The sequence below is a fragment of the Undibacterium pigrum genome (assembly GCF_003201815.1).
Classification (GTDB): domain Bacteria; phylum Pseudomonadota; class Gammaproteobacteria; order Burkholderiales; family Burkholderiaceae_D; genus Undibacterium; species Undibacterium pigrum.
The window spans coordinates 1-25,977 of sequence record NZ_QJKB01000012.1; the positions used below are offsets into that span (position 1 = coordinate 1).

The 25,977-nt window shown below is 50.8% G+C and carries 21 protein-coding genes; 9 read left to right on the top strand and 12 right to left on the bottom strand.

All coding sequences use genetic code 11. The features are described 5' to 3' along the window. Window positions 1-872 precede the first annotated feature (872 nt). The 3 genes from DFR42_RS24260 to DFR42_RS24270 all read left to right on the top strand — a co-directional run bounded on the left by DFR42_RS24260 (window position 873) and on the right by DFR42_RS24270 (window position 5,058). Entirely contained in the window at window positions 873-1,523 is a 651-nt protein-coding gene (locus DFR42_RS24260; RefSeq protein WP_110257647.1) for a DsbA family protein, read from the top strand. Further along, a complete protein-coding gene (locus DFR42_RS24265; protein ID WP_342766868.1) occupies window positions 1,520-2,443 on the top strand; it encodes an aldo/keto reductase in 924 nt (307 codons plus the stop codon). The genes DFR42_RS24260 and DFR42_RS24265 overlap by 4 nt, the downstream gene beginning before the upstream one ends. A gap of 281 nt (window positions 2,444-2,724) precedes the next feature. Continuing rightward, window positions 2,725-5,058 carry a putative bifunctional diguanylate cyclase/phosphodiesterase gene (locus DFR42_RS24270; protein ID WP_110257649.1) on the top strand — a complete coding sequence of 778 codons (2,334 nt, stop codon included), beginning with the start codon at window positions 2,725-2,727 and terminating at the stop codon, window positions 5,056-5,058. 129 nt (window positions 5,059-5,187) lie between these two features. Here DFR42_RS24270 and DFR42_RS24275 read toward each other — a convergent pair whose 3' ends face one another. The 3 genes from DFR42_RS24275 to DFR42_RS24285 form a co-directional block, all read right to left on the bottom strand. Next, entirely contained in the window at window positions 5,188-6,075 is an 888-nt protein-coding gene (locus tag DFR42_RS24275) for a LysR substrate-binding domain-containing protein (RefSeq protein ID WP_110257650.1), read from the bottom strand. Between the two features lie 190 nt (window positions 6,076-6,265). Continuing rightward, entirely contained in the window at window positions 6,266-7,690 is a 1,425-nt protein-coding gene (locus DFR42_RS24280; RefSeq protein ID WP_110257732.1) for an FAD-binding oxidoreductase, read from the bottom strand. Window positions 7,691-7,854: 164 nt separating this feature from the next. Beyond that, on the bottom strand, window positions 7,855-8,409 hold the full coding sequence (locus tag DFR42_RS24285; RefSeq protein ID WP_110257651.1) for a hypothetical protein: 555 nt from the start codon (window positions 8,407-8,409) through the stop codon (window positions 7,855-7,857). A gap of 139 nt (window positions 8,410-8,548) precedes the next feature. Here DFR42_RS24285 and DFR42_RS24290 point away from each other — a divergent pair, with 139 nt between their 5' ends. Beyond that, the gene (locus tag DFR42_RS24290) at window positions 8,549-9,100 is read left to right on the top strand and encodes a cob(I)yrinic acid a,c-diamide adenosyltransferase (protein WP_110257733.1); all 552 of its coding nucleotides are present in this window, start codon (window positions 8,549-8,551) and stop codon (window positions 9,098-9,100) included. An 83-nt stretch (window positions 9,101-9,183) separates the two neighbouring features. Then, complete coding sequence (locus DFR42_RS24295; protein ID WP_110257652.1) at window positions 9,184-9,582, top strand: SMI1/KNR4 family protein; 399 nt, start codon at window positions 9,184-9,186, stop codon at window positions 9,580-9,582. A gap of 75 nt (window positions 9,583-9,657) precedes the next feature. On the opposite strand, the gene DFR42_RS24300 is transcribed toward DFR42_RS24295, so the two are convergent. The 3 genes from DFR42_RS24300 to DFR42_RS29335 form a co-directional block, all read right to left on the bottom strand. After that, window positions 9,658-11,802, bottom strand: coding sequence for a TonB-dependent receptor plug domain-containing protein (locus DFR42_RS24300; protein WP_211324412.1), 2,145 nt, complete (start codon window positions 11,800-11,802; stop codon window positions 9,658-9,660). Between the two features lie 125 nt (window positions 11,803-11,927). Then, window positions 11,928-12,299 carry a hypothetical protein gene (locus tag DFR42_RS24305; RefSeq protein WP_110257654.1) on the bottom strand — a complete coding sequence of 124 codons (372 nt, stop codon included), beginning with the start codon at window positions 12,297-12,299 and terminating at the stop codon, window positions 11,928-11,930. Window positions 12,300-12,335: 36 nt separating this feature from the next. Beyond that, on the bottom strand, window positions 12,336-12,506 hold the full coding sequence (locus tag DFR42_RS29335) for a hypothetical protein (protein ID WP_170133662.1): 171 nt from the start codon (window positions 12,504-12,506) through the stop codon (window positions 12,336-12,338). A 246-nt stretch (window positions 12,507-12,752) separates the two neighbouring features. Between DFR42_RS29335 and DFR42_RS24310 the strand changes: the two genes are divergently transcribed. Further along, entirely contained in the window at window positions 12,753-13,400 is a 648-nt protein-coding gene (locus DFR42_RS24310) for a DsbA family oxidoreductase (protein WP_110257655.1), read from the top strand. Between the two features lie 87 nt (window positions 13,401-13,487). Here the strand turns inward: DFR42_RS24310 and DFR42_RS24315 are convergent, their stop codons facing one another. Both DFR42_RS24315 and DFR42_RS24320 read right to left on the bottom strand, forming a co-directional pair. Next, window positions 13,488-14,225 carry a glutathione peroxidase gene (locus DFR42_RS24315; protein ID WP_110257656.1) on the bottom strand — a complete coding sequence of 246 codons (738 nt, stop codon included), beginning with the start codon at window positions 14,223-14,225 and terminating at the stop codon, window positions 13,488-13,490. A gap of 290 nt (window positions 14,226-14,515) precedes the next feature. Beyond that, window positions 14,516-15,079, bottom strand: coding sequence for a hypothetical protein (locus DFR42_RS24320; RefSeq protein ID WP_110257657.1), 564 nt, complete (start codon window positions 15,077-15,079; stop codon window positions 14,516-14,518). 496 nt (window positions 15,080-15,575) lie between these two features. Here DFR42_RS24320 and DFR42_RS24325 point away from each other — a divergent pair, with 496 nt between their 5' ends. Next, window positions 15,576-16,058: a hypothetical protein gene (locus DFR42_RS24325; protein WP_146218955.1), complete on the top strand. Its 483-nt coding sequence runs from the start codon at window positions 15,576-15,578 to the stop codon at window positions 16,056-16,058. Window positions 16,059-16,179: 121 nt separating this feature from the next. Here the strand turns inward: DFR42_RS24325 and DFR42_RS24330 are convergent, their stop codons facing one another. The 4 genes from DFR42_RS24330 to DFR42_RS24350 all read right to left on the bottom strand — a co-directional run bounded on the left by DFR42_RS24330 (window position 16,180) and on the right by DFR42_RS24350 (window position 22,331). Next, on the bottom strand, window positions 16,180-18,756 hold the full coding sequence (locus DFR42_RS24330) for a tetratricopeptide repeat protein (RefSeq protein ID WP_110257659.1): 2,577 nt from the start codon (window positions 18,754-18,756) through the stop codon (window positions 16,180-16,182). 276 nt (window positions 18,757-19,032) lie between these two features. Beyond that, the gene (gene dxs / locus DFR42_RS24340; RefSeq protein ID WP_110257661.1) at window positions 19,033-20,877 is read right to left on the bottom strand and encodes a 1-deoxy-D-xylulose-5-phosphate synthase; all 1,845 of its coding nucleotides are present in this window, start codon (window positions 20,875-20,877) and stop codon (window positions 19,033-19,035) included. 276 nt (window positions 20,878-21,153) lie between these two features. Continuing rightward, window positions 21,154-22,041 carry a polyprenyl synthetase family protein gene (locus DFR42_RS24345; RefSeq protein WP_110257662.1) on the bottom strand — a complete coding sequence of 296 codons (888 nt, stop codon included), beginning with the start codon at window positions 22,039-22,041 and terminating at the stop codon, window positions 21,154-21,156. Between the two features lie 2 nt (window positions 22,042-22,043). Then, window positions 22,044-22,331, bottom strand: a complete 288-nt coding sequence (locus DFR42_RS24350; protein WP_110257663.1) for an exodeoxyribonuclease VII small subunit — start codon at window positions 22,329-22,331, stop codon at window positions 22,044-22,046. Between the two features lie 493 nt (window positions 22,332-22,824). Here DFR42_RS24350 and DFR42_RS24355 point away from each other — a divergent pair, with 493 nt between their 5' ends. After that, window positions 22,825-25,116, top strand: a complete 2,292-nt coding sequence (locus DFR42_RS24355) for a DUF1631 family protein (protein WP_110257664.1) — start codon at window positions 22,825-22,827, stop codon at window positions 25,114-25,116. Window positions 25,117-25,383: 267 nt separating this feature from the next. Beyond that, complete coding sequence (locus DFR42_RS24360) at window positions 25,384-25,965, top strand: hypothetical protein (RefSeq protein WP_146218956.1); 582 nt, start codon at window positions 25,384-25,386, stop codon at window positions 25,963-25,965. Window positions 25,966-25,977: the final 12 nt, after the last annotated feature.

A 25,977-nucleotide genomic window follows, 5' to 3' on the forward strand; every position in this document is an offset into this window, starting at 1 on the left:
CGCGAACAGAAATAACAAACAAAAACAAGATCAAAAACAAGGGCAAGACCTCTCAACACTGAGGCACCGAGACACAGAGGCGCACTGAGAAAGGCAAGAAAGACAAAAGAACAGCAAAAACATGCGAACTTCTCTGCTTTTACTCTGTGACTCAGCCTTTTTATTTCATTCTTGGGACTATATCGCTCCCCTGCCGCAGTAGGCACTGTCTGATCACTTATTCTCCCTCTTGATCAATGCTCGGTGCATCGACCAACGACACCAGGCTCCAGCCTGCGCTGCAGCGACGAGTTTGAGGGTAACTCTCTTACAACCCAGACGACTGGCTGCCCACAATCTCTGTGCTGCCGGTGATTTGCGCGTATTCTCTGCCAGAGGCCGTGCTTGAAGCTCCTTCCCCTTCAAGGGGAAGGTTGGGATGGGGATGGGTTTCTGAAGTAAAACCAAATGCTGCCAATCGACCGAAACCCATCCTCACCTTGAGCCGTCTATTGTGCCGCTTGCAGGCGACTTAGTTCTGTCGGCATAAAGCATGCTTTGTGAAACCCCGACGACACACCCTTGAATGGGGGAATTTAATCGTTATTGCTTGTCAGAGATATTATTCCTGACAGGAGTGAACCTGCGCTAGAGGGACGATAATCAGGCCAAGCCTATTGCAACCAGGGCGGCCGACTACCAGCATCTATAACTCGGACTCCCCTGCTTATCTCAGTGTCTCCGTGTTTCTGGGGAGAGGTCTTGATTGACTCCTTCCAAAACTCTGCCGCTAGCCGTCGTCAATCCTTAAAGCACACACATTTACCCAATCAACCCCGCCATTTCCAAGTTTCTATACAATGGCATATCCCTTCTTACTCAGAGACAGACTTATGACGCAGTTGATTTATGTGGCCGACCCCATGTGTTCCTGGTGTTATGGTTTTGGGCCTGAATTGCTGGCCTTGCTGGATACTTTGCCTGGTGCCAAGGTGGATGTGATCATGGGTGGTTTGCGTGCCTATAACAAGCAGGTGCTGGATGATGAAACACGTACCACCATTCTTGGCCACTGGCAGCATGTGGCTGAGCGTACTGGCTTGCCTTTCGACAGTGCAGCCCTGTCGCAGCCAGGTTTTATCTATGATACCGAGCCTGCTTGCCGTGCCGTAGTAACAGCGCGCACATTGACCGATGATGATACTGGCCGCGCCGCGCTGGCGGTGTTTCATGCGATACAGCATGCTTTCTACGCCGGGGGCAAGGATGTGCGTGATACTGGGGTATTGTCAGCGCTGGCTGTTGAAGCCATGAACAAGGTCGAAGGCGAGGACAGTTTTGACGTCCATAGTTTTGCCGAGACCTTTGTTTCGCCCATGGCGATGTCAGATACCAGAGAACATTTTGAGCAAGCCCAGCGCTGGGGTATACGCGGTTTTCCTGCCCTCTTGCTGGTGCATAATGAGGCGCTGCATATGCTGGCTTCTGGCTTTACCACACGCGATGATTTGATCGCGACTTTACAACAGGTACAACAAGCATGAGTATGTCAACGAGTAGCCCGCGTTTGCAAATCGCCCCGAACGGACCTGAGTTTTCCCGCATCGTACTTGGATTATGGAGACTGGGTAGCTGGCAAATGACCGCGCAGCAGAGAGTGAGTTTCCTGGAGCAGGCTCTGGCCCTGGGCATCACTACCATAGACCAGGCTGATATCTATGGCGATTATCAAAGTGAAAGCCTGCTGGGTGAAGCCATCGCGCTGGCTCCGCACTTGCGCGATCAATTCCAGTTCGTCAGTAAATGCGGCATCAAGCTGGTGTCTGACAAGCGGCCTGCACATGGCATGCAGCATTACGATACCAGTGCTGCCCATATCATCGCCTCGGCTGAACAATCACTGCGTGCGATGCAGATAGAGCAGCTGGATTTACTGTTGATACACAGGCCAGATCCGCTGATGGATGCAGATGAAATAGCAGGCGCCTTCAGGCATTTACAAGAGAGTGGCAAGGTCAGGTATTTTGGCGTATCCAATTTCACCAATAGTCAGTTTGAATTGCTGGCCTCACGCTTCCCCCTGGTGACCAATCAAGTTGAATTATCCTTATTGCATATGCAGGCTTTGCATGATGGCACGCTCGATCTGTGCCAGCAGTTGCGCATTGCACCGATGATCTGGTCGGCACTTGGTGGCGGCAATTTATTCCGTCTATTGGCTGAGCAGGATGAGCGCAGTCAACGTATCAGTGCGGTACTGGCACGAATTGCTGCTGAACTTGAAGTCAGCCCGGGTACGATAGCACTTGCCTGGATTTTGCAACATCCATCCAGGCCGCTGGTATTGACTGGGTCAGGACGCCTGGCGGCGATTCAGGAAGCGGTCAATGCGACTGCCATTACATTGAGTCGTGAGCAATGGTTTGCCCTGTGGTGTGCCTCGGCCGGTAAAAACGTCGACTAATTCTTGCCTGCATCCATGCCTGTATGAAACCTTCATACAGGCATGCTGTCACAGCTATAAGTGCCTTGGTGCTAAAAAATTAAGCATTTGACGCCGAATATTGCCTGAGGTGAATGTGACTGTTGCGTCATTTTCCCAGCATGTCTGAATTTCTGTTCACCCTATCAAATGTTGGTATAGTATTACTGATCCGGCCGCTACACTGAGTCTGGCCTGTTTTGTGATGTGATTGCAGAAGGACAGCATTTGTGACTGTTTTTCAATTCATCCGCAGTAACTACATGGCAAACTCTTCGTCAATGGGTGAAACACACCAGTGGCGTGAGCAAGTGTTGTCCGCGATACTCTTCTTTGTGTTGATACTGGGTGGGGCAACAGCCATCCCAAGTATAGTCCTGGCGATCAGTGAAAACCTGTGGTCGGTGGTGGTGGTGGATATCTTTGCCCTCGCCTGGATTGCCACTATCTGGCGCCTGCCCTTCCTGAGTTATGAACAGCGCGCCTGGAACTTCTTGCTGTTCCTGTATTTGCTTGGCGTCTGGTTCGTCATCAAGGTCGGCCTGACTGGCCTGATTTATTTACTGGCTTTTCCGGTACTGACCTCCCTGTTGCTGAGTATGCGTCTGTCCATACAGGCATTGCTACTGTCGTCTGCCAGCCTGCTGGTGGTGGGCTATATAGCCGATGCAAACCTGCATGTGTATGGGTTTGATTCCCACCCTTTCATGCAACTGGTGGTGGTCACCATCAACTTCGCTTTCATTGCAGCTGTCATGTCCATTTCTTGTGGCGTGCTTTTGCAAAGGCTGGATAACTCGCTCGAACACCAGCGTGTCATCACCGCATCTTTGCAACAGGGGCAGGCCTCCCTGAAAGTAATGAATGAAGAATTGCGTCTCATCGTCGCTGCAGTAGCACGTTTGAATGATATCGTCATGATCATCAAAGTGGATGTCAGCAAAGCAGAACAAAGAAATCTCAAAATAGTTTTTGTGAATGATGCCTTCGTGCGCCAGACCGGTTTTCAGAGTGATGATGTCATCGACAAGTCCCCTGCTTTTTTGCAGGGCCCGCGCACCCAGGCGACGGAAATTGAAAGACTCAATGAAGCCTTGCTTGCCATAGAATCTGTACATATAGAATTGATCTGCTATACCCGTGATGGCAGTGAATTCTGGATGGAGGCCGATGTCGTTCCTCTGGCTGATGAAAATGGCTTGTTCAGCCACTGGGTTGCCACCGGGCGCGATATCAGCGATCGTAAAAAGGCGCAGGAACACATACACAAACTGGCGTATTTTGATGTGCTGACAGGCTTGCCAAACCGCCGCCTGCTGCTGGACCGCATGAGCATTCTGTTGGCCACCGCCAGGCGCAGCAATATGATCAGCGCCGTGCTTTTCATCGACCTGGATCACTTCAAATACATCAACGATGCACGCGGTCACGCCGTGGGTGATGCCTTGCTGAACCTGGTTGCCCACAGGCTCAGCGGCAGCTTGCGTGAGGTTGATACCGTGGCACATATTGGTGGCGATGAATTTGTCGTCCTGCTTTGTCATATCTCCAATGATGTGGTGGCAGGTGCGCATGCGGCGCAAGCCGTGGCAGAAAAAATCCGTCATTCTATCTCGCAGTTTTTTGATATCAATGGACTGCAATACAGCACCACTTGCAGCATAGGCGTGACTTTGCTGCCGCGTGAAAACCAGAACTCGCATGATCTGTTACGCGAAGCAGATACTGCCATGTACCGTGCCAAGAGCGCAGGTCGCAATCAAATCGCCTTTTATGAAACCGGCATGCAAACCGAGGTCGAGCAAAGACTGACCATGGAAAGAGAGCTGGGCGAAGCCATCTCAGGCGGGCATTTGCACATGTACATACAGGCACAGGTCGACAGGTTGGGAAAACCGGTAGGCGGTGAAATGCTGATGCGCTGGATACACCCCGAACGTGGCTTTATTTCACCCGCACTTTTCATCCCGGTGGCAGAAGAGTCAGGCATGATCTTGCGCCTGGGTGACTGGGTGCTGGAACAGGGTTGCCTGGCCCTGCTGCAATTGCAGGCCGCGGGTTGGGACATACCCTTGTCCATCAATGTCAGCCCCAAACAATTTCGCCAGCCTGATTTTGTCAACAAGGTCAGGCGAGTATTGAAATATACAGGGGCACAGCCAACCCGCCTGATCTTTGAAGTCACCGAAGGCTTGCTGATTGATAACCTGCAAGACACTATTGCCCGCATGCTGGAACTGACCACTCTGGGCATACGTTTTTCCATCGATGATTTTGGTACTGGTTATTCCAGCCTTGCTTATCTCAAGCGTCTGCCTCTGTATGAACTCAAGATAGACAAGAGCTTCGTGCAAGACACGCCGGGTGATGCAAATGGCACGGCCATCGTGCAATCGATTTTATCGATGGCATCTCACCTTAGCCTGCGGGTAGTGGCAGAAGGCGTGGAAACCAAAGAGCAGGCAGAATTCCTGATCGCCAATGGCTGCGCGTCCATGCAGGGCTTCCTGTTCGCCCGACCCATGCCGCTGGATAAATGGCTGATGCTGCAAAAGCAGATAGTGCAGCCGGGGAAGGAAAATAGCAGTGTGGTGTAGCGTGAAAAACTTGCAGGGCATGCTGTGTTATGTAGGAGCGGCTTTAGCCGCGAATCTTATATGGTGGTTCGCGGCTGAAGCCGCTCCTACGGGGGCTTCTATTATGTTTTCACTGCAAGGTACAGGCTGTTAAACCTGCTGATACGTCGCCTGCATCCAGTCTATAAACAACTGCACCTCGGGCCGTATATTGGCTTGTGCTTCATGTACCAGGTAATACGCATGCGGTGGTGTCGCCAACTGCGTATCCAGCACCCTGACGACTTCACCTTTACTGATCATGTCCTGGGCAAATTGCTGGCGGGTCAGGCCTATGCCATGGCCATGCTTGACTGCTTCCAGCAGCAAACCCAGGTCATCAACGCGCAAACCTGTCGTTGGTTCTGGCCAGTCCAGTCCGGCTACTTCAAACCAGGGTTGCCAGGGTTCCAGGGCTGAGCGCAAGAGGCGTGCATGGCGCAAATCTGCCGGGCTTTGTATCGGTGGCAAGGTCTTCAGGTAAGCCGGGCTGGCGACGACAAAGCTGGGTTCTATGAACAATTTCTTGGTCACGAGATTGGGGTATTCTCCAGCACCAAAACGTATTTCCACATCGCTTTCTGACAAGCTCAAGTCATACAGAGGCACAAACAGATAGACTTCAATTTCTATGTCCGGATAGGCATCGGTAAAGCTGGCCAGGCGCGGCATGAACATATAACGCGCAAATGTAGGTGGTACCGTCACCTTGACGCGCAACTGGCTTTGCGTGACCTTGTTCGGCAGCGGGAAATCAGACAAGGTGCGCAAGGCCACCCGCACCACATCCAGGTAGCGGCGACCAAATTCAGTCAGCGTGACACTGCGCCCTTCGCGCACAAAAACGCGTTCACACAAATGCTCTTCCAGCAGACGTATGCGGTGTGACAAGGCAGAAGGGGTAATACATAATTCCTCTGCCGCCACCGCAAAAGAACTATGCCGCGCCGCGGCTTCAAAAGCAGATAATGCATGTACCGGTGGTAATCGTGTTGCCATACTCTTCCTGATTTGTTTTATGTAGTCCGTTCAAGCACATGCCACACAGTAGCAAGTAGTGCCAGGACCCAAAGACCTGGGCAAAGCTGAATTCTCCTTCTTTTTTGCCAGGGTTTCTCTGTGCTATCTCTGTGGCTCGGTGTCTCTGTGGTGAATGGTCTTTCGTCGATCAGCCGACAAGAATTTTCGTTTACTCTTCCGCCTCATCCCACGCAATAATCTTGCCGGGATTTAAAATATTCTTCGGATCAAATGCATGCTTGAGCAAGCGCATCATGTGTATTGCATCTGCCCCATGTTCTTCGATCAAAAATCCCATCTTGTGTATGCCCACCCCATGTTCACCCGTGCATGTGCCATCCATGGCAATCGCCCGTGTCACCATGCGCTGGTTGATGGATTCTGCCACGGCAATTTCTTCCGCACTGTCCGGGTCTACCAGCATCAGTACATGGAAATTGCCATCACCGACGTGGCCGATGATGGAGTAGGTGATTCCATGGTTTTCACAATCTATCTGGGTTTCGCTGATGCACTCAGCCAGGCGTGAAATCGGCACGCAGCAATCTGTAGAGATAGAGCGTGAACCAGGCCGCAACTGCAGCAGCGCAAAATAGGCATTGTGCCTGGCTGCCCACAGGCGGCTACGGTCTTCGGGCTTGGTCGCCCATTCAAAATCACCGGCACCATTGGCTGCCGCAATTTCTTGTACCAGCTCTGCCTGTTCCTTGACACCATGCTCAGTGCCATGAAACTCAAACAGCAGCAAAGGTTTGACTGGCAGGTTCAATTTGTCATGCGCATTGATGGCACGCACACCATTCGCATCCAGGAACTCTACCCGTGCAATTGGCACGCCCATCTGTATGGTCTGGATGACGGTATTCACCGCATCTGCATTGTCTGGAAAGCTGCACACCGCCGCGGAGATGGCTTCAGGCAAAGGATAAAGCTTGACGGTCACTTCGGTGATGATGCCCAGCGTACCTTCACTGCCGACAAACACCCGCGTCAAATCGTAACCGGCCGATGATTTCTTGGCCCGCGAGCCCGTGCGTATGATGCGGCCATCGGCAGTCACCACCGTCAGCGCCATGACGTTTTCACGCATGGTGCCATAGCGCACTGCATTCGTGCCCGATGCGCGCGTCGCCGCCATGCCACCCAGGCTGGCGTCCGCACCAGGGTCTATGGGGAAGAACAGACCAGTATCACGTATCTCGGTATTTAGTTGTTTGCGCGTCACCCCTGCCTGCACGGTGGCCGTCAAGTCTTCGGCATGTACGGCTATCATGCTGTTCATTTGCGACAAGTCTATCGTCACACCGCCATGCAGGGCCAGGATGTGGCCTTCCAGCGACGAACCAGCACCGTAGGGGATGACCGGCACATCATGCGCATGACACAGCCTGAGCACCTCTGCCACCTCTTCCGTGCTCTGCACAAATACCACCGCCTCTGGTGGCATAGGGTCGTAGGAAGATTCGTCGCGGCCATGATGCTCACGCACCGCCAGGGCGATGCTGCAACGGTCTTCCAGCAATGCTTGCAGGGCATGCAGCAAACTGGCGGGCAAGGGCTTTCTGACACTCGCCAAAATGGCAGGATGGTTCATAATGAGGTCCGTACTGGTCGTGATGCTCTCTATTATGCTGTGTCCAGCCAAATTTTGCCGCATCCTTTCAAAGTTCCTGACTGATTTAATTTGCCCGGGGCAATTCGCCTTCAAGCACTGGCGGTCTGATAGGCGTCATCAAGTCGCATTTTGAAGGCTGGTACTTATCCTAACTGTATAGCTTCCGCGTTAGCATCCGCCAGTTTGAATAGCAAATCTTCAACAGCGGCCTCTGAAACAGAACCAAGGTCTATGCTTAATTGCAAGACGTCGCCCTCTTGCGTGATGTCAGACATGAAATGCACGACGCCATACAGGCCGTCTGCATTTTTGGCATTGCCATCGTCGCCATCAAACCATGCCATAAACCAGCTTGTCAGCGTGGCCTCTGCAACATTAGGCGACAGCCCGCTGATCTGCAAGGGCAACCAGTCCCAGGTGAATGGCGTGATACTCACCTCGCTGGCCGATAATTGAAAAGCAAAAGGCTCAAATTCCAGCTGGGTTTTTGCATCCACCGTGTGCGACTGACCAGCAAATTCACCTTCCACAGGTATCCAGTCTGTCCGGCAGGGCAGGGCTGGCTTGCCTTCCAGGCTGAGCGTACCATCGGCATTGCGGTATGCCGGTTCTACATGGACATTGCCATTGCTCATCGCTGCAGAAAGTACGGTGATATAAGAAGCGCGTATTGCGGCTAATAATTGTGTAAGTGTCATGCTGCGATTATATTGATAAGGCACAAGCAGAGCAATGATAGTAGGCTGGCATACCCCAATGCCATATATGCTGTGCTTGAGCAAATTTTGCCGTATCCTTTCACACTTCCTTATTTATTTTTTACTTATTTTATTTGCCATGGGTAACCGACTCTCAAAAATCGCAACACGCACCGGCGACAAAGGTACGACCGGCCTGGGTGACGGCAGCCGCGTCGCCAAAGACGCCCTGCGCGTACACGCCATGGGCGACGTGGATGAACTCAATTCTCAGATCAGCGTCCTGCTGTGTGAAGACATGCCAGAGCAGATGAAGCAGGAATTGTTTTCCATACAGCATGACCTGTTCGACATGGGCGGCGAACTCTGCATCCCCGGCTATACCATGATTACTGAAACCCAGGTCGAAAGGCTCGATGCCCTGCTGGAAAAATACAATGCCGACCTGCCACCGCTAAAAGACTTCATCCTTCCAGGAGGCTCCCGCGCAGCCGCCATCGCCAACGTCTGCCGCACCGTCTGCCGCCGCGCAGAACGCGCCATCGTCAGCGTCGGCAATGCCGAAGCCATCAATGATGCCCCAAGACAGTATATGAACCGCCTGTCGGATTTGCTGTTTGTGTTGTCGCGGGTGTTGAACCGGTATGCGGGCGGGAGTGATGTTTTGTGGGAGAAGGAGCGCCAGAGATGAGTTCCGCATTCTGATTGAGCAGGCTGCAGCAAATATGCTGCTTGCGGAGTATGGTTATTTGAATGGCATTTTCTGGGCAATGAATGATTAATTTGGGAAATATCGAACTGCTTGTACAGAGGAAGCCAGTAGAGGATGCTTGTATTCTTGCCGTTGAGTCAGTATTGCAACTGCCTTTCCCTGAGGCCTACCTGCAGTTCTTAAAGCAAACCAATGGATTTGACGCAAACCTGTTGAGACTTTATCCGGTCGACGAACTAGTTGAAAGAAATTTGACTTATGAAGTCGGGCAGTATTGTCCAAATTTCATTAGCATCGGTGATGATGGCGGTGGACAGGCAATATTGATAAAGAGTGCATTGCTTGATGACACCAACGTTTATCTTGTTGGGCATGGCGTCATGAGTCCTGAATTTATGGAAATCATAGGCAATGACTTTCTCACCTGGTTAGAGTCAGGATGTCCGTTGCCTATTGAATAGTCCTTTGAAGTTCTGGATGCGATAGGTTCAGCTTATTGTTTGAATTTATCAAGTCATTCGCAAGCAGTCTGAATTTTATAATTTAAGCTCCATCCTCAACCCCACCCGCGTATAAGACGAATTGATGGTACGTGTTTGCAAGGTGTTGCTGTTACCGCGGTATTCACTGATGCTCTCTGCTTGTGGGGCAAACAAATTATCCAGGTTCATGACCAGGCGCAGGCTGGGGTTGACAGTCCAGTTGGCGTTGGCTGTCAATGTGGTTTTGCGTGCTTCATAGGTTCTTTGTGTCAGGTTATTCCTGTACCAGTCGCCGGGTAGCCAGTTGGCATCAAGGTCTATCTTGACGGGCAAATCTGCCATGGTATAAGTCATGCCAAATTTGGCGCGCCAGGGGCTTTGGCCTTCCAGGCGGTTATTGGGGCCGGGCAAATCACTCAGCACTGAATGTGCCCAACCCAGGCTGCCACGCAGGTCCAGTTTTGGGGCTGCCTTCCACAGGTCGCGTGCGGCAACACGCCAGTCGACATTGATACCCTGCAATTCAGCATGGCCCAGATTGGCCGGGCGTTCTACATAGCGTGCCTGGTTGGCCCAGGGCAGGTTCATCAACAACACTTCTGTGCCTGTCTTGCGGGCAATCTGGCGCGCATAGAGTTCCACGGTAATCTGACTATCTCTAGTCAGGCCATGCTCATACGCCAGGTTCGTGGCGATGGCACGCTCTGGTTGCAGCGCAGGATTACCCATGCTGTCTGGCGTATCTATCGTATTCTGACCGCAGCCAGACGTGATGGTGCATGGTGCAAAAGCGTTTACTGACGGTTGTAGCATTAATTGATCGAGCTCCGGCGCCCTGAAACTTTGTGCCAGAGAAGCTCGCCAGCGGCGTTTTTGATCACCTTCCAGTTTTTTTGAAAAATGCAACGATGGTGACCACACCGTAAATGAAGCCTTGCTGTTGATATTGTATTCGTTGATCTTCAGCACACGGTCTTCTACCGACAGACCTGCGTTGAGGGCCAGATCTTTGTTGACACGCCAGTCGTCCTGTACAAATAGCCTGCGCGTTTCCTGGCTGGTATTGATGTTTCCACCAAGCAGACTGAGACTGGTATCGGGCAGATTGTTCAACCAGTGTGTGTTGGTGATGTCCTGGTTTCCGTGCGTCAGTTGCAAGCCTGTTTTGAAATCATGGCCGCCACTGAAACTGGTTTTGTAATTCAGTGACAGGAAATAGCTGCTTTGATCAGTGCGATAGGCTTGCCGGCGCACAGCATAGTCCGTTGCCGTATCTTCGTCGCTGCGCCAGCTATCGTTCTTGATCTGCATCTGGTTAAAGCGGAAGATGGTTTCCAGTTGCCCGCTGTCTCCAGCATCATAAGACCAGGTCAGAGGCAGACTATATGAAGTCATTGGCGACGTTCCGTGCTGCAGTGCTTGTTGTTGCCTGCCATTACTCCAGTAACGCTGCTCACTCCTGTCATTGCTCAGCGTTATCCTGCCTATGTCCGGCCTGAAACTCAGGTTATTATTGGCATCGAGCTTGTAGGCCAGTTCACTGGATAGTGTCAGAAATTCGGTAGTGCGCAGGTTCTTGCGCACCGATTCAAACTGTGGCTGCAGTGTTGGGGCCGTTTGTACTTGTTCTGCATGACTGGCGCTTGGGCTGCGCTCATGCTTGGCCATGGTGTTCAGACTCAGGCTCAGTGGACTGTCAGGACTGAATTGATTCAAGTTCCAGCTAGCGTTTGCACCATATTCGCCAGTTACGGCAGTCGCACCCATACGCAATTGCTGCACATTCTTGCGTTCTATTTTCCGGCTGATGATATTAATTGTGCCAGCAATGCCAAAGGGACCGGTTTCTGCCGTTGCAGATTTAATGATCTCGATTTTATCAACCTGGCTCAGATCGAGTTCCAGCGGGCTTTTTCCAGTCGGAGCCTGGCCGTCAATTAAAATTTGCGTATAACCCGGCAAGCCAAGCAGGCCCAGTCTGCCATCTTTGCCGACGCTGACGGCGGGTTCGCGCTTTAATATCTCACTGACATTTTGCAAGCCGCTATCGGCAATTTGCTTTCGTCCTATGATTAATTTTCCGGCGACAAAATCGCGGCTGGCTTCTATATCTGTCTGGCTGCCATTCACTACCACTTGCTGTACTTGTGGTGCCGCATGCGCTTTACTCGTTTCTTGCGACCATGCTGAAGCACTCATCAGCAAGAGCCCCCATAAGAGTGTATCAGTAATTTTCATTGATTTGGGTGTGAGCAGTATTTCACCGAACGAGGAAAGTATCTATTGTGAGTAAGGCTAAAATAGACTAGCCAGTTACCAGATTATTAGTCAGGGTTGTATTGGCAAATGTCTCGACAAACTTGCTCAACCTTGTCGTACATTTTTTCAGTTTCTTCTTTTTCTTTTCTTTCCAGCTCTTGCAGTTTTTTAGGATCGGTTTCTTTTTCCTTTTCAGCGCGAATCTTCCTTAGTTGTTCACTATATTTTGGGACATCGACAGGCAAGCTTGCATTGCAACGTTGTGTGCATTCGCTACGCGTACTCACTCTTCGTTCTTGGGCATAAGCACCTACTGTCGCAAATACTGCTGATACGATGATTATTAGTAGAGGTTTTTTCATTTTTATCTCGTAGTGCAAATTAATTTCTGCAAGAAAACCGAACAATAGATCTAACGAAAAGATTAGCTTGATCATGGAAATTAACTTCCATGATCAAGTCATGCACAAATTTTACAAAGAGGTACAGTAATCTACACACAGATTTACATATTCCCATCCATTTGCTTTAACACATGCGGCAATACATTTCATCTGAGGGGAAATTTCTTCCTTGTCTTTCCCCGCGTAAGCGGAAGAAAAACAGGCTAAAAAAACAAACATAAGTATAGATTTGCGCAACATTATCGTCTCCTTTATTAGTTGACGGGGATGCAATGGTAATTAGATTGGTAATATATTGTCAATATAGAATAAAAATATATTTTCATAACAATAAGGTTTGGTCCACGCGCATTCTTTCCAGATATCAGCTTGCCGCTGACCTTGAATTGACAATAAATGCGCACATATGTGATCTCATACTGGTACTTAAGCTACCAGACATTTGATAGCTGCGGCGCGCAGGCGGGTGGCGGAAAGAGGTAGAAAATGAGTAAAGAGATCAGGATAGATTTTGTGTCTGATGTATCTTGCCCCTGGTGCATCATAGGGCTGAAATCACTGGAGCAGGCAATCGACAGGATAGGCGAAGACGTTGATGTCAAACTGCACTTCCAGCCATTTGAGTTAAATCCAAAAATGCCGGCAGAAGGTCAGGATATTGCCGAGCATCTGGCAGAAAAATATGGCGCAACAGCTGAGCAAACCGCCAGGAACAGGGAAATGATAAGGGCGCGTGGAGCAGAGCTGGGTTTTCAATTCAATATGGCTGCACGCAGCCGCATCTACAATACTTTTGATGCGCACCGCTTGCTGCATTGGGCTGAGTTGCAAGGCCATCAGCATGCCTTGAAAGTGGCGCTGTTTGAACTGTATTTCAGCAAGGGTGAGAGCCCGGCTTCACACGAGGCCCTGGTACGTCTGGCGGGTGAGGTGGGGCTTGATACAGAAGAGGCTGCACGCATTCTGGCTTCTGACACATATGCTGCCGAGGTGCGCGAACAGGAGCGTTTTTATCAGCAGCGAGGCATTAGTTCAGTACCAGCGATCATTATCAATGAACGTCATCTGATCTCTGGCGGTCAGCCACCTGAGGTATTTGAACAGGCATTGCGCCAGATTGCGGCGCAGACTTAAAGAAGTAAGACCATACGCCTTCATCCAGCAAGGATGAAGGTGTATGGAGTTAATGACAGGATATCTGGTGCGTGCTCATGTACGAGCTCAACTACGAGCTTTAATCCACGCAGTGATGGCCGTGCCATCACCTATCAAGGCACCGTTGACAAACAGTTGCGGTGAAGTACCCTTGCCAGCAACCGCGGACAACAGGCGTTGACGCACATTGTCTGCCAGAGGCATTTCCAGATAATTCACACCGGCAGCATCGAGCTCCTCTTTTGCTTTTGCACAAAATGGGCAACCGACTTTGCTGAACAGGGCAACTTGTTCAGGCTTGGCCGCTTTTGGTGCAATGTAGTCGAGCATGGTGTCTGCATCGGATACCAGGAAAGGGTCGCCTTCTACATCGGGTTCTATAAACATCTTGCTGACCACGCCGTTTTTGACCAGCATGGAATAACGCCATGAGCGTTTGCCAAAACCCAGCGCAGACTTGTCAACCAGCATGCCCATGCCTTCGGTGAAGGTGCCGTTACCATCTGCAATCGGGCGCACCGCTGTCAAGCCCTGGTCCCGTGCCCAGGATTCCATGACGAAACCATCATTGACTGACACACACAAAATACTATCAACACCATTCGCCTTGAACAGACTTGCCAGTTCTTCGTAGCGAGGAAGATGGGTGGACGAGCAGGTAGGTGTGAACGCACCAGGCAAAGAGAAAACCACGACAGTTTTGTTATCAAACAATTCTGCGCTATTGGTGTTGACCCATTGATTGTTTTCGTGAAGCTTGAAATCGACTTGAGGAACTTTATTGCCTTCAAAATTTTGCATGATATATCCTTGGTTTGAATAGGTCGCTGACGAGCTGGGGGGGAGGTAAACTGCTGATAGCAGGCGGCAGTCCAGAATTTACTCAGCGACTGCACGGCGGCTTACATGCGCTGGCCCGGTGACATGATACCTTGAAGAAGACGGAGATTTGCAAAAATGGCAGGAATATGAATGTACTATTTGTGTGTGATGCGCGAGACATTCAGGCAGATATTGATCAATCGCCAGAAAATAATAAAAAAGCCAGTTGACACATTGCTGTGCACTGGCTTTTCTTCAGGTTCTTCGTGACTTTACTTTTTTTCGATCAGCAAGGAGTTGAAAAAGCGATCTGCGATTTCTTCTGCTTTTTTGTTCGAAGGCGCATGACCTATTTGCTGCAAGTAAATGGTATGCGGCGCTACATAGGCTTTCAAGGTGAAATCCTGGCCGTCCAGTCTGCCCTTTAATTGCTTGCCTTTGAGTTCAACGCTTGGCAGGACAATATCCACCCAGCCACCGTCTGTATCCAGTAAAAACTTTTTGATAAAGCCTCTGCGCAAATTGTCGAGCATGGTGTTGAGATAGGCCATTTCATAACCCGCTGCAGATGGATCGTTGCGCTTAAATTCCAATATGCCCATCATCATCATGCAGCCTTCAGCTTCCATGGTATAGGTAGTGCGCTTATAGGGAGCTCCCTTGCGGTCTGGCAGGATTTCTTCAGTTTTTTCCGGCTTGTCCGCTGCCCAAAACTTCACTTGCTTGTCGTCGGTCGCGAAGCTTTGCCCTTCAGTATCTGCTGCCTGCGACAGGCTGCAAAATAAAGAGCTGAGGACGAGCACCGCCAAGCCAATTCGATGGGTGAAGATATGCATATTCGGTTCCTTTAATATAGCGACGAGACTATGATTGCTTGTTACTCAAATGTTCTTCTGACACGCATTGTGAAGACTATTACTGGACAGTGCCTGTCAAAATAAATCTGCGACTATTATATGAATTAACTATAGTGACTGCCAAATACCAGGCGATAGGCGGCATAGGCAGGCGATATATGGCATTTGTGTTCCAGGGCCTTATTATTCAGTTGAGTTGCCAAAATGAGCATGCTCGCACAATGAGCCATGCCGCATGAAAGGATCAAATGAATTAGAGCTATAGCATGAGGCGCATGCCAGTTCATCTTGCGACTTTGGCTGGACTTGCTTTGGTATATGATTGATAAAAACAGTTAGTGCTCCTCTCACCTATATGCGCCTTTCCACCATAAATCTTGCCTTATTATTGAATTGCGTTCTGATACAGGCCCATGCCCTGACTGAAGATGAACGCATGTGCCGTGCTGGTCTGTACGCCGCCAATACGGTGCAAATGGAAATTGCCCGTGTTAAAGCATCGCCTGGTGAAAAGCTTTATTTTATGAAGGACCACGATGCCTGTCCGGAAAAGGGAGATAGTTGCAAAGAGAAAGCCTATATTCTCAACGGCGACGAGGTACTCGTCAGCAAACGTAGGGGGCAATGGGCCTGTGTCTGGTTTCATGGCGCCAAAACCGCGACAGTGGGCTGGCTGGATGCAGAGAAATTGCTCGGCAAACCGTTAGTCCCAGGCAAACTGGATGACTGGTCTGGTGACTGGAATTTTTATAAAACAGGTTTCCTGAAGTTCAGAAAAGATGGTGCCGCACTGAAAGTAGAAGGGCAGGCGTATTGGCGCGGCTTGAACGACAATGTGCATACTGGCGACATCAGTGCCCGCATTACCCCGCAAATCACCGCAAAAAACAATGTTGCTCAGTTGAAAGATGGGGGAGGATCAATACTCCTGCATGGTCAACTTCAGCTTTTTGGGTGATTATCTGGTGGTGGCAGACAACAAAAACTGTGGTGGTGCAAATGTCAGTTTTGATGGCGTATACCGGAAAACCAGGGCGAAGTAATTCGGCATATTTTCACCCTGATTGTGGACTCGGCGATCAGTCAGGATTTTGCTCACACCATTTGATCCACATACCTCGATAGGCAGCTTCCATCTTGCGGGTATAGCCAGCTTCATCCATGAGAGCACTGGCTTGCATTTGCTCACGTAAGCCACCTCTTAGATTTGCAAGCGCAGGTAAATCACTGGCAAGTGCGACGGCTTTATCAATATATTCCTGCTCTGTTTGAGCGATCAGATGGGATAGCCCTGCACTTTCAAGTATGGCACTACCGAGCAAACCCATGCTTGGTCGACTTGCCAGTGTGATAAAAGGGATGCCCATGTACAGAGTCTCAAATAAAGTGGTGCCAGAATTATGAGGGAAGCAATCCAAACCAATATCGACATTGCGCACCAAGTCCCAGGGCGGTGAATGGAAGCCTATGTCAATGCGTGAACGGTGTATGCCATGCGCTTCAAATTTTGCGATAAAGGACTCTTGCATGCTCGCCTCGACAAAACTGACGCTGTCGATAATCAGTCGCGCACCGGCGATTTTTTTCAGTATGCCTGCCCATACAGCGATGACTCTATCGTTGATACGAATGGCACGGCTCAAGCAGCCAAAGGTGACATGACCGCATTGCAGCGCTGGCAGCGGGCTTACGGAGCCCATGTTGTCAGATGGCCGGTAGTTGTAGCCTGGTGTTTCTACTCGCCACGGCTTCTCTGCAAAAAATGCCTCGCATCCCGCAGGCAAGCTAGTGCTGTCCATGAGCATGTAATCAACAGCTTTTATCCCTGTGGTGTAAGCGTAACCCAGCCATGAGGTAGATACTGGTGCGGGTTTGCGTGCGAATACCTGCAGGCTGTGGTTCCCGGTATGGCCAGCCAGATCAATCAGGATGTCTATGCCGTCGGCGCGAATACGATCTGCCATGACGTCATCTGACATATTGAGTGTTTGCACCCAGTGATCGACATAGGATTGATATCGCTTGGTGACAGCGTCTTCCCATTCTGGTCGGGCATAGGAGTAGGCATATACTTCAAATTCGCGCTTGTCATGATGGGCTAACAGTGGTTCAAGAAAATGTCGCACCGGATGGGTGAACAAGTCTGGGGATACATAGCCTATCTTCAGGCGTTTGCCAGGATCACGCTGGTTGGAAAATGCTTGCCATTTTTGTTTCAGGTTTTGGCAGAAACGTTTGTCATATTTTTCATATTCAGCATATATCGCGGCGCTGCTGAGTTCCGGATGGTAGTTCAGGGCGAACAAGTAATGCGAATGAATTTTAGCTGCATCGGGAGCTAACTGCATGGCCTTGCGAAACAAGACGATAGCTTCATCCAGGCGTCCCTGATCAGAATAGATCATGGCCAGATTATCGTAGGCATCCGGGTTGTTGGGGTCCATCTGCAGCACTTGCTGGTAACTGTCGGCGGCTTCTCGCAGTCGCCCCCACCTTTTATAAACACTGGCAAGATTATTGTGGGCATTCAACATCCCCGGTGCCAAATCTGTGGCACGTTTGAAATAGACGACCGCCTCAGGAAAACGCTTTTGCTGATAAGCGATCACACCCAGATTGTCGTAGACCACAGCATCATCCGGGCGTATCTTCAATACTTGCTGAAACCTCGCCTCGGCAGCAGGAAATTGACCCACGCTCATCAACAGTACCCCCATGGTGCCGAGTGCATCGGCATAGTCAGGATTGATGCTGATGGCTTTTCTTAAATTGCGTTCTGCTTCTTGTAGTTTGCCAAAATCCATTTGCATGGATGCCAGCTTGCATAAGGGAGTCGCATCGCCGGGATTATTGGCGGCAGCAGTCAGGTAGGCTGCTTCTGTTTCTGCATGGCGTCCCTGGCTCTGCAGCAGGGCTGCCAGATGATCCAGAGCGCCGTGATGACCTGACTGCAATGCCAGCGCCTGACGATAAGCAGCCTCTGCATCTGCCAATCTGCCTTGGTGATGCGCCAGCAGGCCCAGACAAAAATGTGCTGAAGCCAAACCGGGATTTAACTGTAAAGCCTTACGGCAACTGGCCTCGGCTTCACCAGATCGACCTTGCTGTTGTAATAGAATTGCCAGATGAGCATGTGCTTCACTGAAGTCTGGTTTGCTGCCCAGCGCCTTGCGGCAACTGCTTTCAGATTCTTGCCAGCGTGACTGTGATTTCAGGTTGAGGCTCAGATGGTAATGAGTGTTCGCATCATCCGGCATGGTTTGCAGGGCGTTGCGATAAGCTGCCTCCGCTTCGGCAAAACGGTTTTGCTGATCAAGTATCAGGCCCAGGCTGTATATTGTATTGCCAGCCTCCGGGGTCAGCTCCAGCGCATTGCGGTAGCGGGATTCAGCCTCAGCCACATTTCCTTGTGCAGCATTGATATCACCCAGAGCATGGTGAGCATGCGCGTTGCGGTCGTCAAGAATCAGCAATTGCTGATAGCAGTGGGCAGCCTGTTGCAACTGACCTGCATCAAAAAAAACTTTACCTTGTCGCTGGTATTCAGTCGTGGCTACAGATCCGGGCGGTGGTGTCCAGGCCTCTGGCATGCTGTGGGCTGGCGCTACGGATTTGTCATTGCTATTGCTAAGTTTATTTTTGAGCCAGGTGAACATAAGAGTAATTTGGTTTTGCTTTTCAGCTTGCCACACTACCCTATGCTTTTTAAAAAAGCAATTTGCTTAAAAACGCATATGGACACAGAAACATATGTACTTGTGTAAATGCACTTTTTTGCAAATCAATTTGCTGTGTATTGCTGCGTACAACTGCCTGCCACACATCATCATATGTAAGGGATGCCAGAACACGCGGAGCATGCAATGCATGCCGCCGCGCAGCTTGAATACAAAGCATTTTTCAGGTGTCTTTGAATGGGGTTTTCCGATCGATTAAGCCGCAAACCTGGCACGTATCGATTTCTCTATCCCTGCTGCATCCAGCCCGCATTGCGCCAGCAGCAAACCGGGGTCGCCATGATCAACAAAGCGGTCTGGCAAGCCCAGTATCAGCAATGGTTTATGGATGCCTGCTTCGGCCATGGCTTCTGCAACAGCAGAGCCAGCCCCCCCCATGGTGCAGCCTTCTTCTACCGTCACCAGCTCATCATGGCTGGCAGCCAGAGACTTGAGCAGTTCCACATCCAGCGGTTTGACGAAACGCATATTCGCCAGCGTGGCATCAAGTTGCTCTGCCGCTTGCAGGGCGGGGTGCACCAGGGAGCCAAAGGCCAGTATCGCGATGCGCTTGCCCTGGCGCTTGATTTCGCCTTTACCCAAAGGAATGGTATCCAGATCCTTGCCTGTCGGCACACCTGCGCCTGCACCACGCGGGTAACGCACTGCTGCAGGGCCGGGATATTGATAGGCCGTGCTCAACATCTGACGGCATTCGTTTTCATCCGACGCTGCCATGACCACCATGTTGGGGATGCAGCGCAGATAGGCCAGATCGTAATTGCCAGCATGTGTCGCACCGTCCGCACCGACCAGACCGGCGCGGTCTAGTGCAAATGTCACGTCCAGGTTTTGCAGGGCAACGTCATGGATCAGCTGATCGTAAGCGCGCTGCAAAAAGGTGGAATAGATGGCGACCACCGGCTTCAAGCCTTCGCAAGCCAGGCCAGCTGCAAAGGTGACGGAATGCTGTTCAGCGATGCCAACATCGTAATAACGCCTGGGGAATTGTTTTTCAAATTCCACCATGCCCGAGCCTTCGCGCATGGCAGGTGTAATGCCCACCAGTTTTTGATCAGCCGCCGCCATATCGCACAACCAGTTGCCAAATACCTGGGTATAGCTTTGCTTGGCAGGTGCGGCGGCAGGCTTGATACCCTCAGCCGGATTGAACTTGCCCGGGCCATGGTAGAGGACAGGATCAGCTTCAGCCAGTTTATAACCCTGGCCCTTTTTGGTGACCACATGTAAAAATTGCGGGCCTTTGAGGTTCTTGATGTTTTGCAGAGTTGGTACCAGCGAATCGAGATCATGGCCATCGATAGGGCCTATGTAATTGAAGCCAAATTCTTCAAACATGGTGGCAGGTACGATCATGCCCTTGGCATGTTCTTCAAAACGTTTGGCCAGCTCCAGTACGGGGGAGGGCAAGACTGATTTGCCGACATTGCGCGCTGTTGCATAGAACTTGCCTGACATCAGGCGCGCCAGGTAGCGGTTCAGTGCGCCGACTGGCGGTGAGATCGACATATCATTGTCATTCAAGACCACCAGCAAATTGATATCGTCATGTACGCCAGCATTGTTCATCGCTTCGAATGCCATGCCAGCCGTCATCGAACCATCGCCTATGATGGCCACTGCATGGCGGTCTTCACCCTTGGTGCGGGCGGCCAGTGCCATGCCCAGTGCAGCAGAAATCGAGGTGGATGAGTGTGCGGTACCAAAGGTATCGTATTCACTTTCGGCACGACGCGGGAAGCCGGAAATGCCATTCAACTGACGCAGGCTGTGCATCTGGTCACGACGACCTGTCAGAATCTTGTGCGGATAAGTCTGGTGGCCAACATCCCATACCAGCCGGTCTTCCGGGGTATTAAAGACATAATGCAGGGCGATGGTTAACTCCACCGTGCCCAGGTTAGACGACAAATGGCCGCCCGTCTTGGAGACCGATTCGAGCACATACTGACGCAACTCATCTGCCAGGGGCTTGAGTTGGCTGCGTGTCATGCTGCGCAGGTCAGCAGGGGAATTAATGGTGTTTAATAAAGTCGTCATTGTTCTTTTTCATTACTTGGCTAAACGTCACTGATGATCGGTCCCTTTGTACCTGACTGACCACCAGAGCTGCTATCGCATACCTGCACTGCATTACTTTTCGGGTTTGCTTCCTGGGCACTACACCCAGGAAAATTCCCTGCCAAACTTCTTCGTCACTCTGCGTGAAGGATCTTGCGCAGATAAATCCCGGCCGTCGCTGGGATGAGGTCAATATGATTACTGTTATCCTTAGGGTGCGCATGGCACACCCTGCAACTATACTCACAACTGTGATCAGGCCTGACGCTGCACGATCAAATCTGCCAGATCATGTAATAAGCCCGCCTTGTCACCAAACCTGCCCAAGGCTGCATGCGCATCATGGCACAGTTGCGTCGCCAATGCGCGTGAAGCGTCCAGCCCCATGAGGCTGACAAAGGTGGGCTTGTTATCGGCAGCATCCTTGCCAGCAGTCTTGCCGAGGGTTGCAGAATCTGCCGTGGCATCCAGCACATCATCCACCACCTGGAAAGCCAGGCCGATGGCAGCGGCATAGCTGTCCAGCGCAGCGGTTTCATCTGCAGTCAGGGTTTTGCCGCACATGGCCCCCAATAATACAGAAGCGCGCAACAAGGCACCGGTTTTCAGCCTGTGCATTTGTTCCAGTTGCTCACGGTTCAGGGCGACGCCGACGCTGGCCAGATCAATTGCCTGGCCGCCGCACATGCCGACCGAGCCAGCTGCGCGTGCCAGTAATTGCAGCATCGCCAGTCTGGCTGTGGCATCGCCTTCACCTTCTGTCAGCACCAGGAAAGCCTGGGCTTGCAAGGCATCACCTACCAGCAAGGCAGTGGCTTCATCATATTTGACGTGTACCGTGGGTTTGCCACGGCGCAGGGCATCATCGTCCATGCAGGGCATGTCGTCATGCACCAGTGAATAGGCATGGATCATTTCAACTGCAGCCGCTGCCCGGCTCAATAATGCAGCAGGGGCATCAAACAACTGGCCAGCCGCATGCACTAATAAAGGACGCACCCGTTTGCCACCATCGAGGGTGGCATAGCGCATGGCCGCATGCAATTGTTGCGGAACTGTATTTTCATCCGGCAAAAACTGCTTCAGGCTGGTTTCACACGTCGCCTGGGTTTGTCGCATCCAGTTACCAAATTGTTCATTCATCCTTAATCCTCGCCGCCATTGTTACCACCCTGCGCGCCGGAATCGGCCAGGGGCTTGAGCATGCCCGCTTCCAGCACTTTGACTTGTTGCTCTACTTTTTCAAGTTGGGCTGCACAATATTTCACCAGTTCTGAGCCTCGTTGGTAAGCACTTACAGAGGCTTCAAGCGGCAGCTCGCCTGCCTCCATGCTGCCGACGAGCTTATTTAATTCAGCCATGGCATCTTCAAAGGAAAGACCTTCCAAATGGGCTGGAACAGAGAGATTTGCAGTTGCTTGTTTTTTTGTCATAAAGAAATGTTTGTTTCGCGCCGTTAACAAAAAAAAGTGAAACCAAACGTAAAAATCGGCGTGAAAAATAAGGTAAACAGAGTTCAACCTGCTATTTTAGTGCAATCCCGAGAAATTTACTGTTTAGTGCAATCCTGATAAGCAATTTTAGGGAGTTTGTTCGAAGCTGTTGCAGTTTTGGATTTATTCACAAGCTATACTTAAATTTTGCCGAAATTGCGTTTCAAACATTTCCATGTGGAAATTAACGGTATATAGTACGGTCATCCCTTTTGATTAATTCTTGTGCAGGTAAGCAGCTTGTCAACAAAGTTTCAGAAACTGAAATAATTGCTTCCAAGTCATGAGTTTGTCGTAATTGTATGCAACTCTTGAGCCAAATTTGTTGCTTGCTGTAATCGAATTGCTGGAATGCTGCCCAAGGCAGTGAATTACGTTTCTCTATATTGATTGAAATTATTACCTTAGCAAAAAAACCGAATTTATTGCCGCCATGTCAACGCCCGTCAACCAAGCCAAGCCCACCGGTACTGCCATGCAGTCCCGCGATGCGGTCTTGCGCGGTCTGATCCCGCTGGCGAACCACCTGGTGGCATCACAAATCGATGCCTTCTCTGCCCGTCTCGCGAATGCCTTCCTGGCGCTTTCCGAACAAAGCATGGATGCGCGTGAAGCAAGCCTGAGCTTTGCAGCCGGGCAATTGCTCAAAAAGAATGGCTATGCCTTCTACTACCTGGCCTCTGGTGCATTTGAAGCTGTTTTCCGCAAGGAAGTTGATGCTCTGCTACAAGGTGTCAAAGCCGTTGCCAACAATCTCGATGCCACACTGACGCTGGTCACCTATGAAGAAATGGACCAGAAGCTGGCTTTGAGCCGGGCTGGCCGCACTCTGGAACTCGATAGTGCTGAGCAATATGCCGCATTGAATATGCGCTTTGCCCACTTGATGGACCATGAGGCACTGAGCATTGCGCAAAACCCTTTCCGTCCTGAGATTTTCCTCCATACGATTTATTCTGCCTGGTGCGAATTTGATCCTGATGTGAATACCCATGAGCTGGTCTTGCCACTCTTGCGTGCGGATATCCTGTTTGATCTCGAACCGATTTTGAATTCGCTCAATGAAGCATTGATTGCCAAAGGCATACTGCCTGATTTGCATGAGTCCTTCCGCATACGCCGCAGCCGCAATTCTGACAAGCGCAAGGACGCAGCACCTGATGTTAACCAAAAACTGAGAAACCTCCTGTCTGGCAATGCCCAGTCTGGCGCGTCGAATGACGCGGGTGGACAATTTGCCGGTGGTGGGCATACAGGTGGCGGACAGGGTGGTGCTGGTGGCCCTGGCGGCCATCATGGACACGGCGGTGCTGGCGGGGCCATGAATGCTGGGCAAGATGCGTCTTCCAGTACTCCTTATTCTGGTTTTGCCCAGGCGGGTGAGCCGCAAAGTATCGCCCGTACAGAATTATTCCAGAAGCTGGCTGGCTTGCAAAAAAGCGTGCAGTTACAGCAAATGATGGCCGGTGCGCAAGACGTCTTGCGCTTGTCGCAAATGCGCGAGCAAATGCCAGAACTGGCCAATACCGGCATAGAAAAAAATACCCTGGATCTGCTGTCACAAGTGTTTGACAGTGTTTTCCGCAATCAGGCCATTCCTACCCAGATCAAGGAATTGATCTCGGTCTTGCAAATCCCTGTCCTCAAGGCTGCCTTGATGGATAAGGAATTCTTTTTCCAGGAAAATCATCCGGCTCGCCGCATGATTGAATTGCTGTCGCGTTACAGCCTGGCCTGGGATCAGAAAAAAGGCCAGCAAGACCCGCTGTTCCAGACCATGCAGCGCAATGTACATCGCGTACAGCAAGAGTTTGACCAGGAAATCGCCCTGTTTGATGAAGTCGTCAACGACCTCGAATCTTTCATCCAGAAAGAAGAAAAAGAAGCCGCTGAAGCCTTGCAGGCGCCAATCAAAACGGCACTGAAAAAAGAAAAAGTCAAACAGGCCAGCATTGCAGCAACCAATGAAGTATCTCTGCGTGTGGGTACTGGCGAAGTTGTTGCTTTTGTCGAAACCTTCCTTGAAAACCGCTGGACCAAGGTACTGACCCTGGCCTACAGCGTCAAGGAAGAAAAGCCTTATGCAGTAGAAGATGCCATCAAGACCATGGATGACCTGATCTGGAGTGTGCAGCCCAAGCTCACCCTGCAACAGCGCCAGGAATTGCTGAACCGCCTGCCCGCCATCCTGGCTCGTCTCAATAAATGGCTGAGCCTGATCAAGTGGGAAGATGCCGACCGCGTGCAATTCTTTGCCGACCTGGCAGAATGCCATGCCTCCATCGTACGCGCACCGCTGGACCTGTCACCAGAACGCCAGATCGAAATCGCAGTCGAAGTCGCCCAACAAGCTGCCGAACGCCGCCTGGCAAAACGGGCAGAAGCCGAAAGCAAGGCCGAAGCAGAACCACCGCCGCCACCGGATGAGCATGTCGACACCGTTACCGAACTGGAACGCGGCGTCTGGCTGGAATTCACCAAAAAAACCGGCGGCACCAACAAGGTCAAACTCGCCTGGGTCAGCCCCATGCGCAGCCTGTATATCTTCACAACAGGCGACAAGGAAAAAACTTTCCAGGTCACCGCCGAAGAACTCGAACAAACCTTCCGCGAAAAACGCGCGAAGATATTGCAACTCGAAAAAGTCGTCGATCGCGCCCTCATGGAAGCTCTGGAAAATACGCCAGATGAACAAGAGGCTGAAGAAGAACTCGGGCTGGTGTGATTTTCACCGCCTTATAAACCCAGTCAACAATATCTGCCATCTGCAGCTTGCATTGCCTTGTTGGAAACTGATTAAGATGGCACACTCAGCATCTCTTCAATCCCTGCCTTGAAGAACCCTGTGCGGGCCATCTGCTTATCTCAAAAGCATGCTTACACCGCAACTTGTTCCTTATTTTTCACTATGAAATTTTTTTACCTTCTTCTCGCCGCATTATGGGTAAGCAGTTCCCATGCCGCGGATCAGCAATTGAGCTGCCAGAAAGCCATGCTTTACCCCGAAGTCGAGCATGAACTGATTCAGCAACATCCGGCAAAAGTAAGCAGGGTAGATGCACACACGCTGGAAGTGAAGCATGCCAAAGGTGTGGAGCGGTTTATTGACCAGCCACCACATGAGGCTCTGGCAGGCACACACTGGTTTTACTGTGGATATAGCGCCACACAAAAAGTACATCTGATAGGGCACAACGTAGATTCATTATTCAGTGGCATTATCTTGCGTCACAGTGACGGCAAGACTTTCAAGGCCGGTCATACGATCTTGATGTCACCAAAAGGGAAGAAATTTCTCGCTATAGAACAGCAAAGTGGTCTTGATGGTGAAGACTGGACAGTCTACAAGCTGTACGGGAAAAAATTGTGGCAGGGATACGCAGGCATACTCAGCACTCCAGTGAAGAACGAACCTGTCATGGTGATGGCACAATTTGTTAATCCGGTCTGGCGCGATGAAGATGTACTGGAAGCAGATATCAGTTGTGCCGATATCATCAAGGGAAAAGCGACTTTAGCCATAAGCAATATCGGCAAAGCCGCACCGCGCTGGTCTTCAAAGCCCAACTGTTGAGAGCGTCTTTTG

What these genes read in the sequence shown, in the direction of transcription:
- DFR42_RS24260 (WP_110257647.1), top strand. Translation starts at nt 873, where the DNA reads ATGACGCAGTTGATTTATGTGGCCGACCCCATGTGTTCCTGGTGTTAT.
- DFR42_RS24265 (WP_342766868.1), top strand. Translation starts at nt 1,520, where the DNA reads ATGAGTATGTCAACGAGTAGCCCGCGTTTGCAAATCGCCCCGAACGGA.
- DFR42_RS24270 (WP_110257649.1), top strand. Translation starts at nt 2,725, where the DNA reads ATGGCAAACTCTTCGTCAATGGGTGAAACACACCAGTGGCGTGAGCAA.
- DFR42_RS24275 (WP_110257650.1), bottom strand. Translation starts at nt 6,075, where the DNA reads ATGGCAACACGATTACCACCGGTACATGCATTATCTGCTTTTGAAGCC.
- DFR42_RS24280 (WP_110257732.1), bottom strand. Translation starts at nt 7,690, where the DNA reads ATGAACCATCCTGCCATTTTGGCGAGTGTCAGAAAGCCCTTGCCCGCC.
- DFR42_RS24285 (WP_110257651.1), bottom strand. Translation starts at nt 8,409, where the DNA reads ATGACACTTACACAATTATTAGCCGCAATACGCGCTTCTTATATCACC.
- DFR42_RS24290 (WP_110257733.1), top strand. Translation starts at nt 8,549, where the DNA reads ATGGGTAACCGACTCTCAAAAATCGCAACACGCACCGGCGACAAAGGT.
- DFR42_RS24295 (WP_110257652.1), top strand. Translation starts at nt 9,184, where the DNA reads ATGATTAATTTGGGAAATATCGAACTGCTTGTACAGAGGAAGCCAGTA.
- DFR42_RS24300 (WP_211324412.1), bottom strand. Translation starts at nt 11,802, where the DNA reads ATGAGTGCTTCAGCATGGTCGCAAGAAACGAGTAAAGCGCATGCGGCA.
- DFR42_RS24305 (WP_110257654.1), bottom strand. Translation starts at nt 12,299, where the DNA reads ATGATCAAGCTAATCTTTTCGTTAGATCTATTGTTCGGTTTTCTTGCA.
- DFR42_RS29335 (WP_170133662.1), bottom strand. Translation starts at nt 12,506, where the DNA reads ATGTTGCGCAAATCTATACTTATGTTTGTTTTTTTAGCCTGTTTTTCT.
- DFR42_RS24310 (WP_110257655.1), top strand. Translation starts at nt 12,753, where the DNA reads ATGAGTAAAGAGATCAGGATAGATTTTGTGTCTGATGTATCTTGCCCC.
- DFR42_RS24320 (WP_110257657.1), bottom strand. Translation starts at nt 15,079, where the DNA reads ATGCATATCTTCACCCATCGAATTGGCTTGGCGGTGCTCGTCCTCAGC.
- DFR42_RS24325 (WP_146218955.1), top strand. Translation starts at nt 15,576, where the DNA reads ATGGAAATTGCCCGTGTTAAAGCATCGCCTGGTGAAAAGCTTTATTTT.
- DFR42_RS24330 (WP_110257659.1), bottom strand. Translation starts at nt 18,756, where the DNA reads ATGTTCACCTGGCTCAAAAATAAACTTAGCAATAGCAATGACAAATCC.
- dxs (WP_110257661.1), bottom strand. Translation starts at nt 20,877, where the DNA reads ATGACGACTTTATTAAACACCATTAATTCCCCTGCTGACCTGCGCAGC.
- DFR42_RS24345 (WP_110257662.1), bottom strand. Translation starts at nt 22,041, where the DNA reads ATGAATGAACAATTTGGTAACTGGATGCGACAAACCCAGGCGACGTGT.
- DFR42_RS24350 (WP_110257663.1), bottom strand. Translation starts at nt 22,331, where the DNA reads ATGACAAAAAAACAAGCAACTGCAAATCTCTCTGTTCCAGCCCATTTG.
- DFR42_RS24355 (WP_110257664.1), top strand. Translation starts at nt 22,825, where the DNA reads ATGTCAACGCCCGTCAACCAAGCCAAGCCCACCGGTACTGCCATGCAG.
- DFR42_RS24360 (WP_146218956.1), top strand. Translation starts at nt 25,384, where the DNA reads ATGCTTTACCCCGAAGTCGAGCATGAACTGATTCAGCAACATCCGGCA.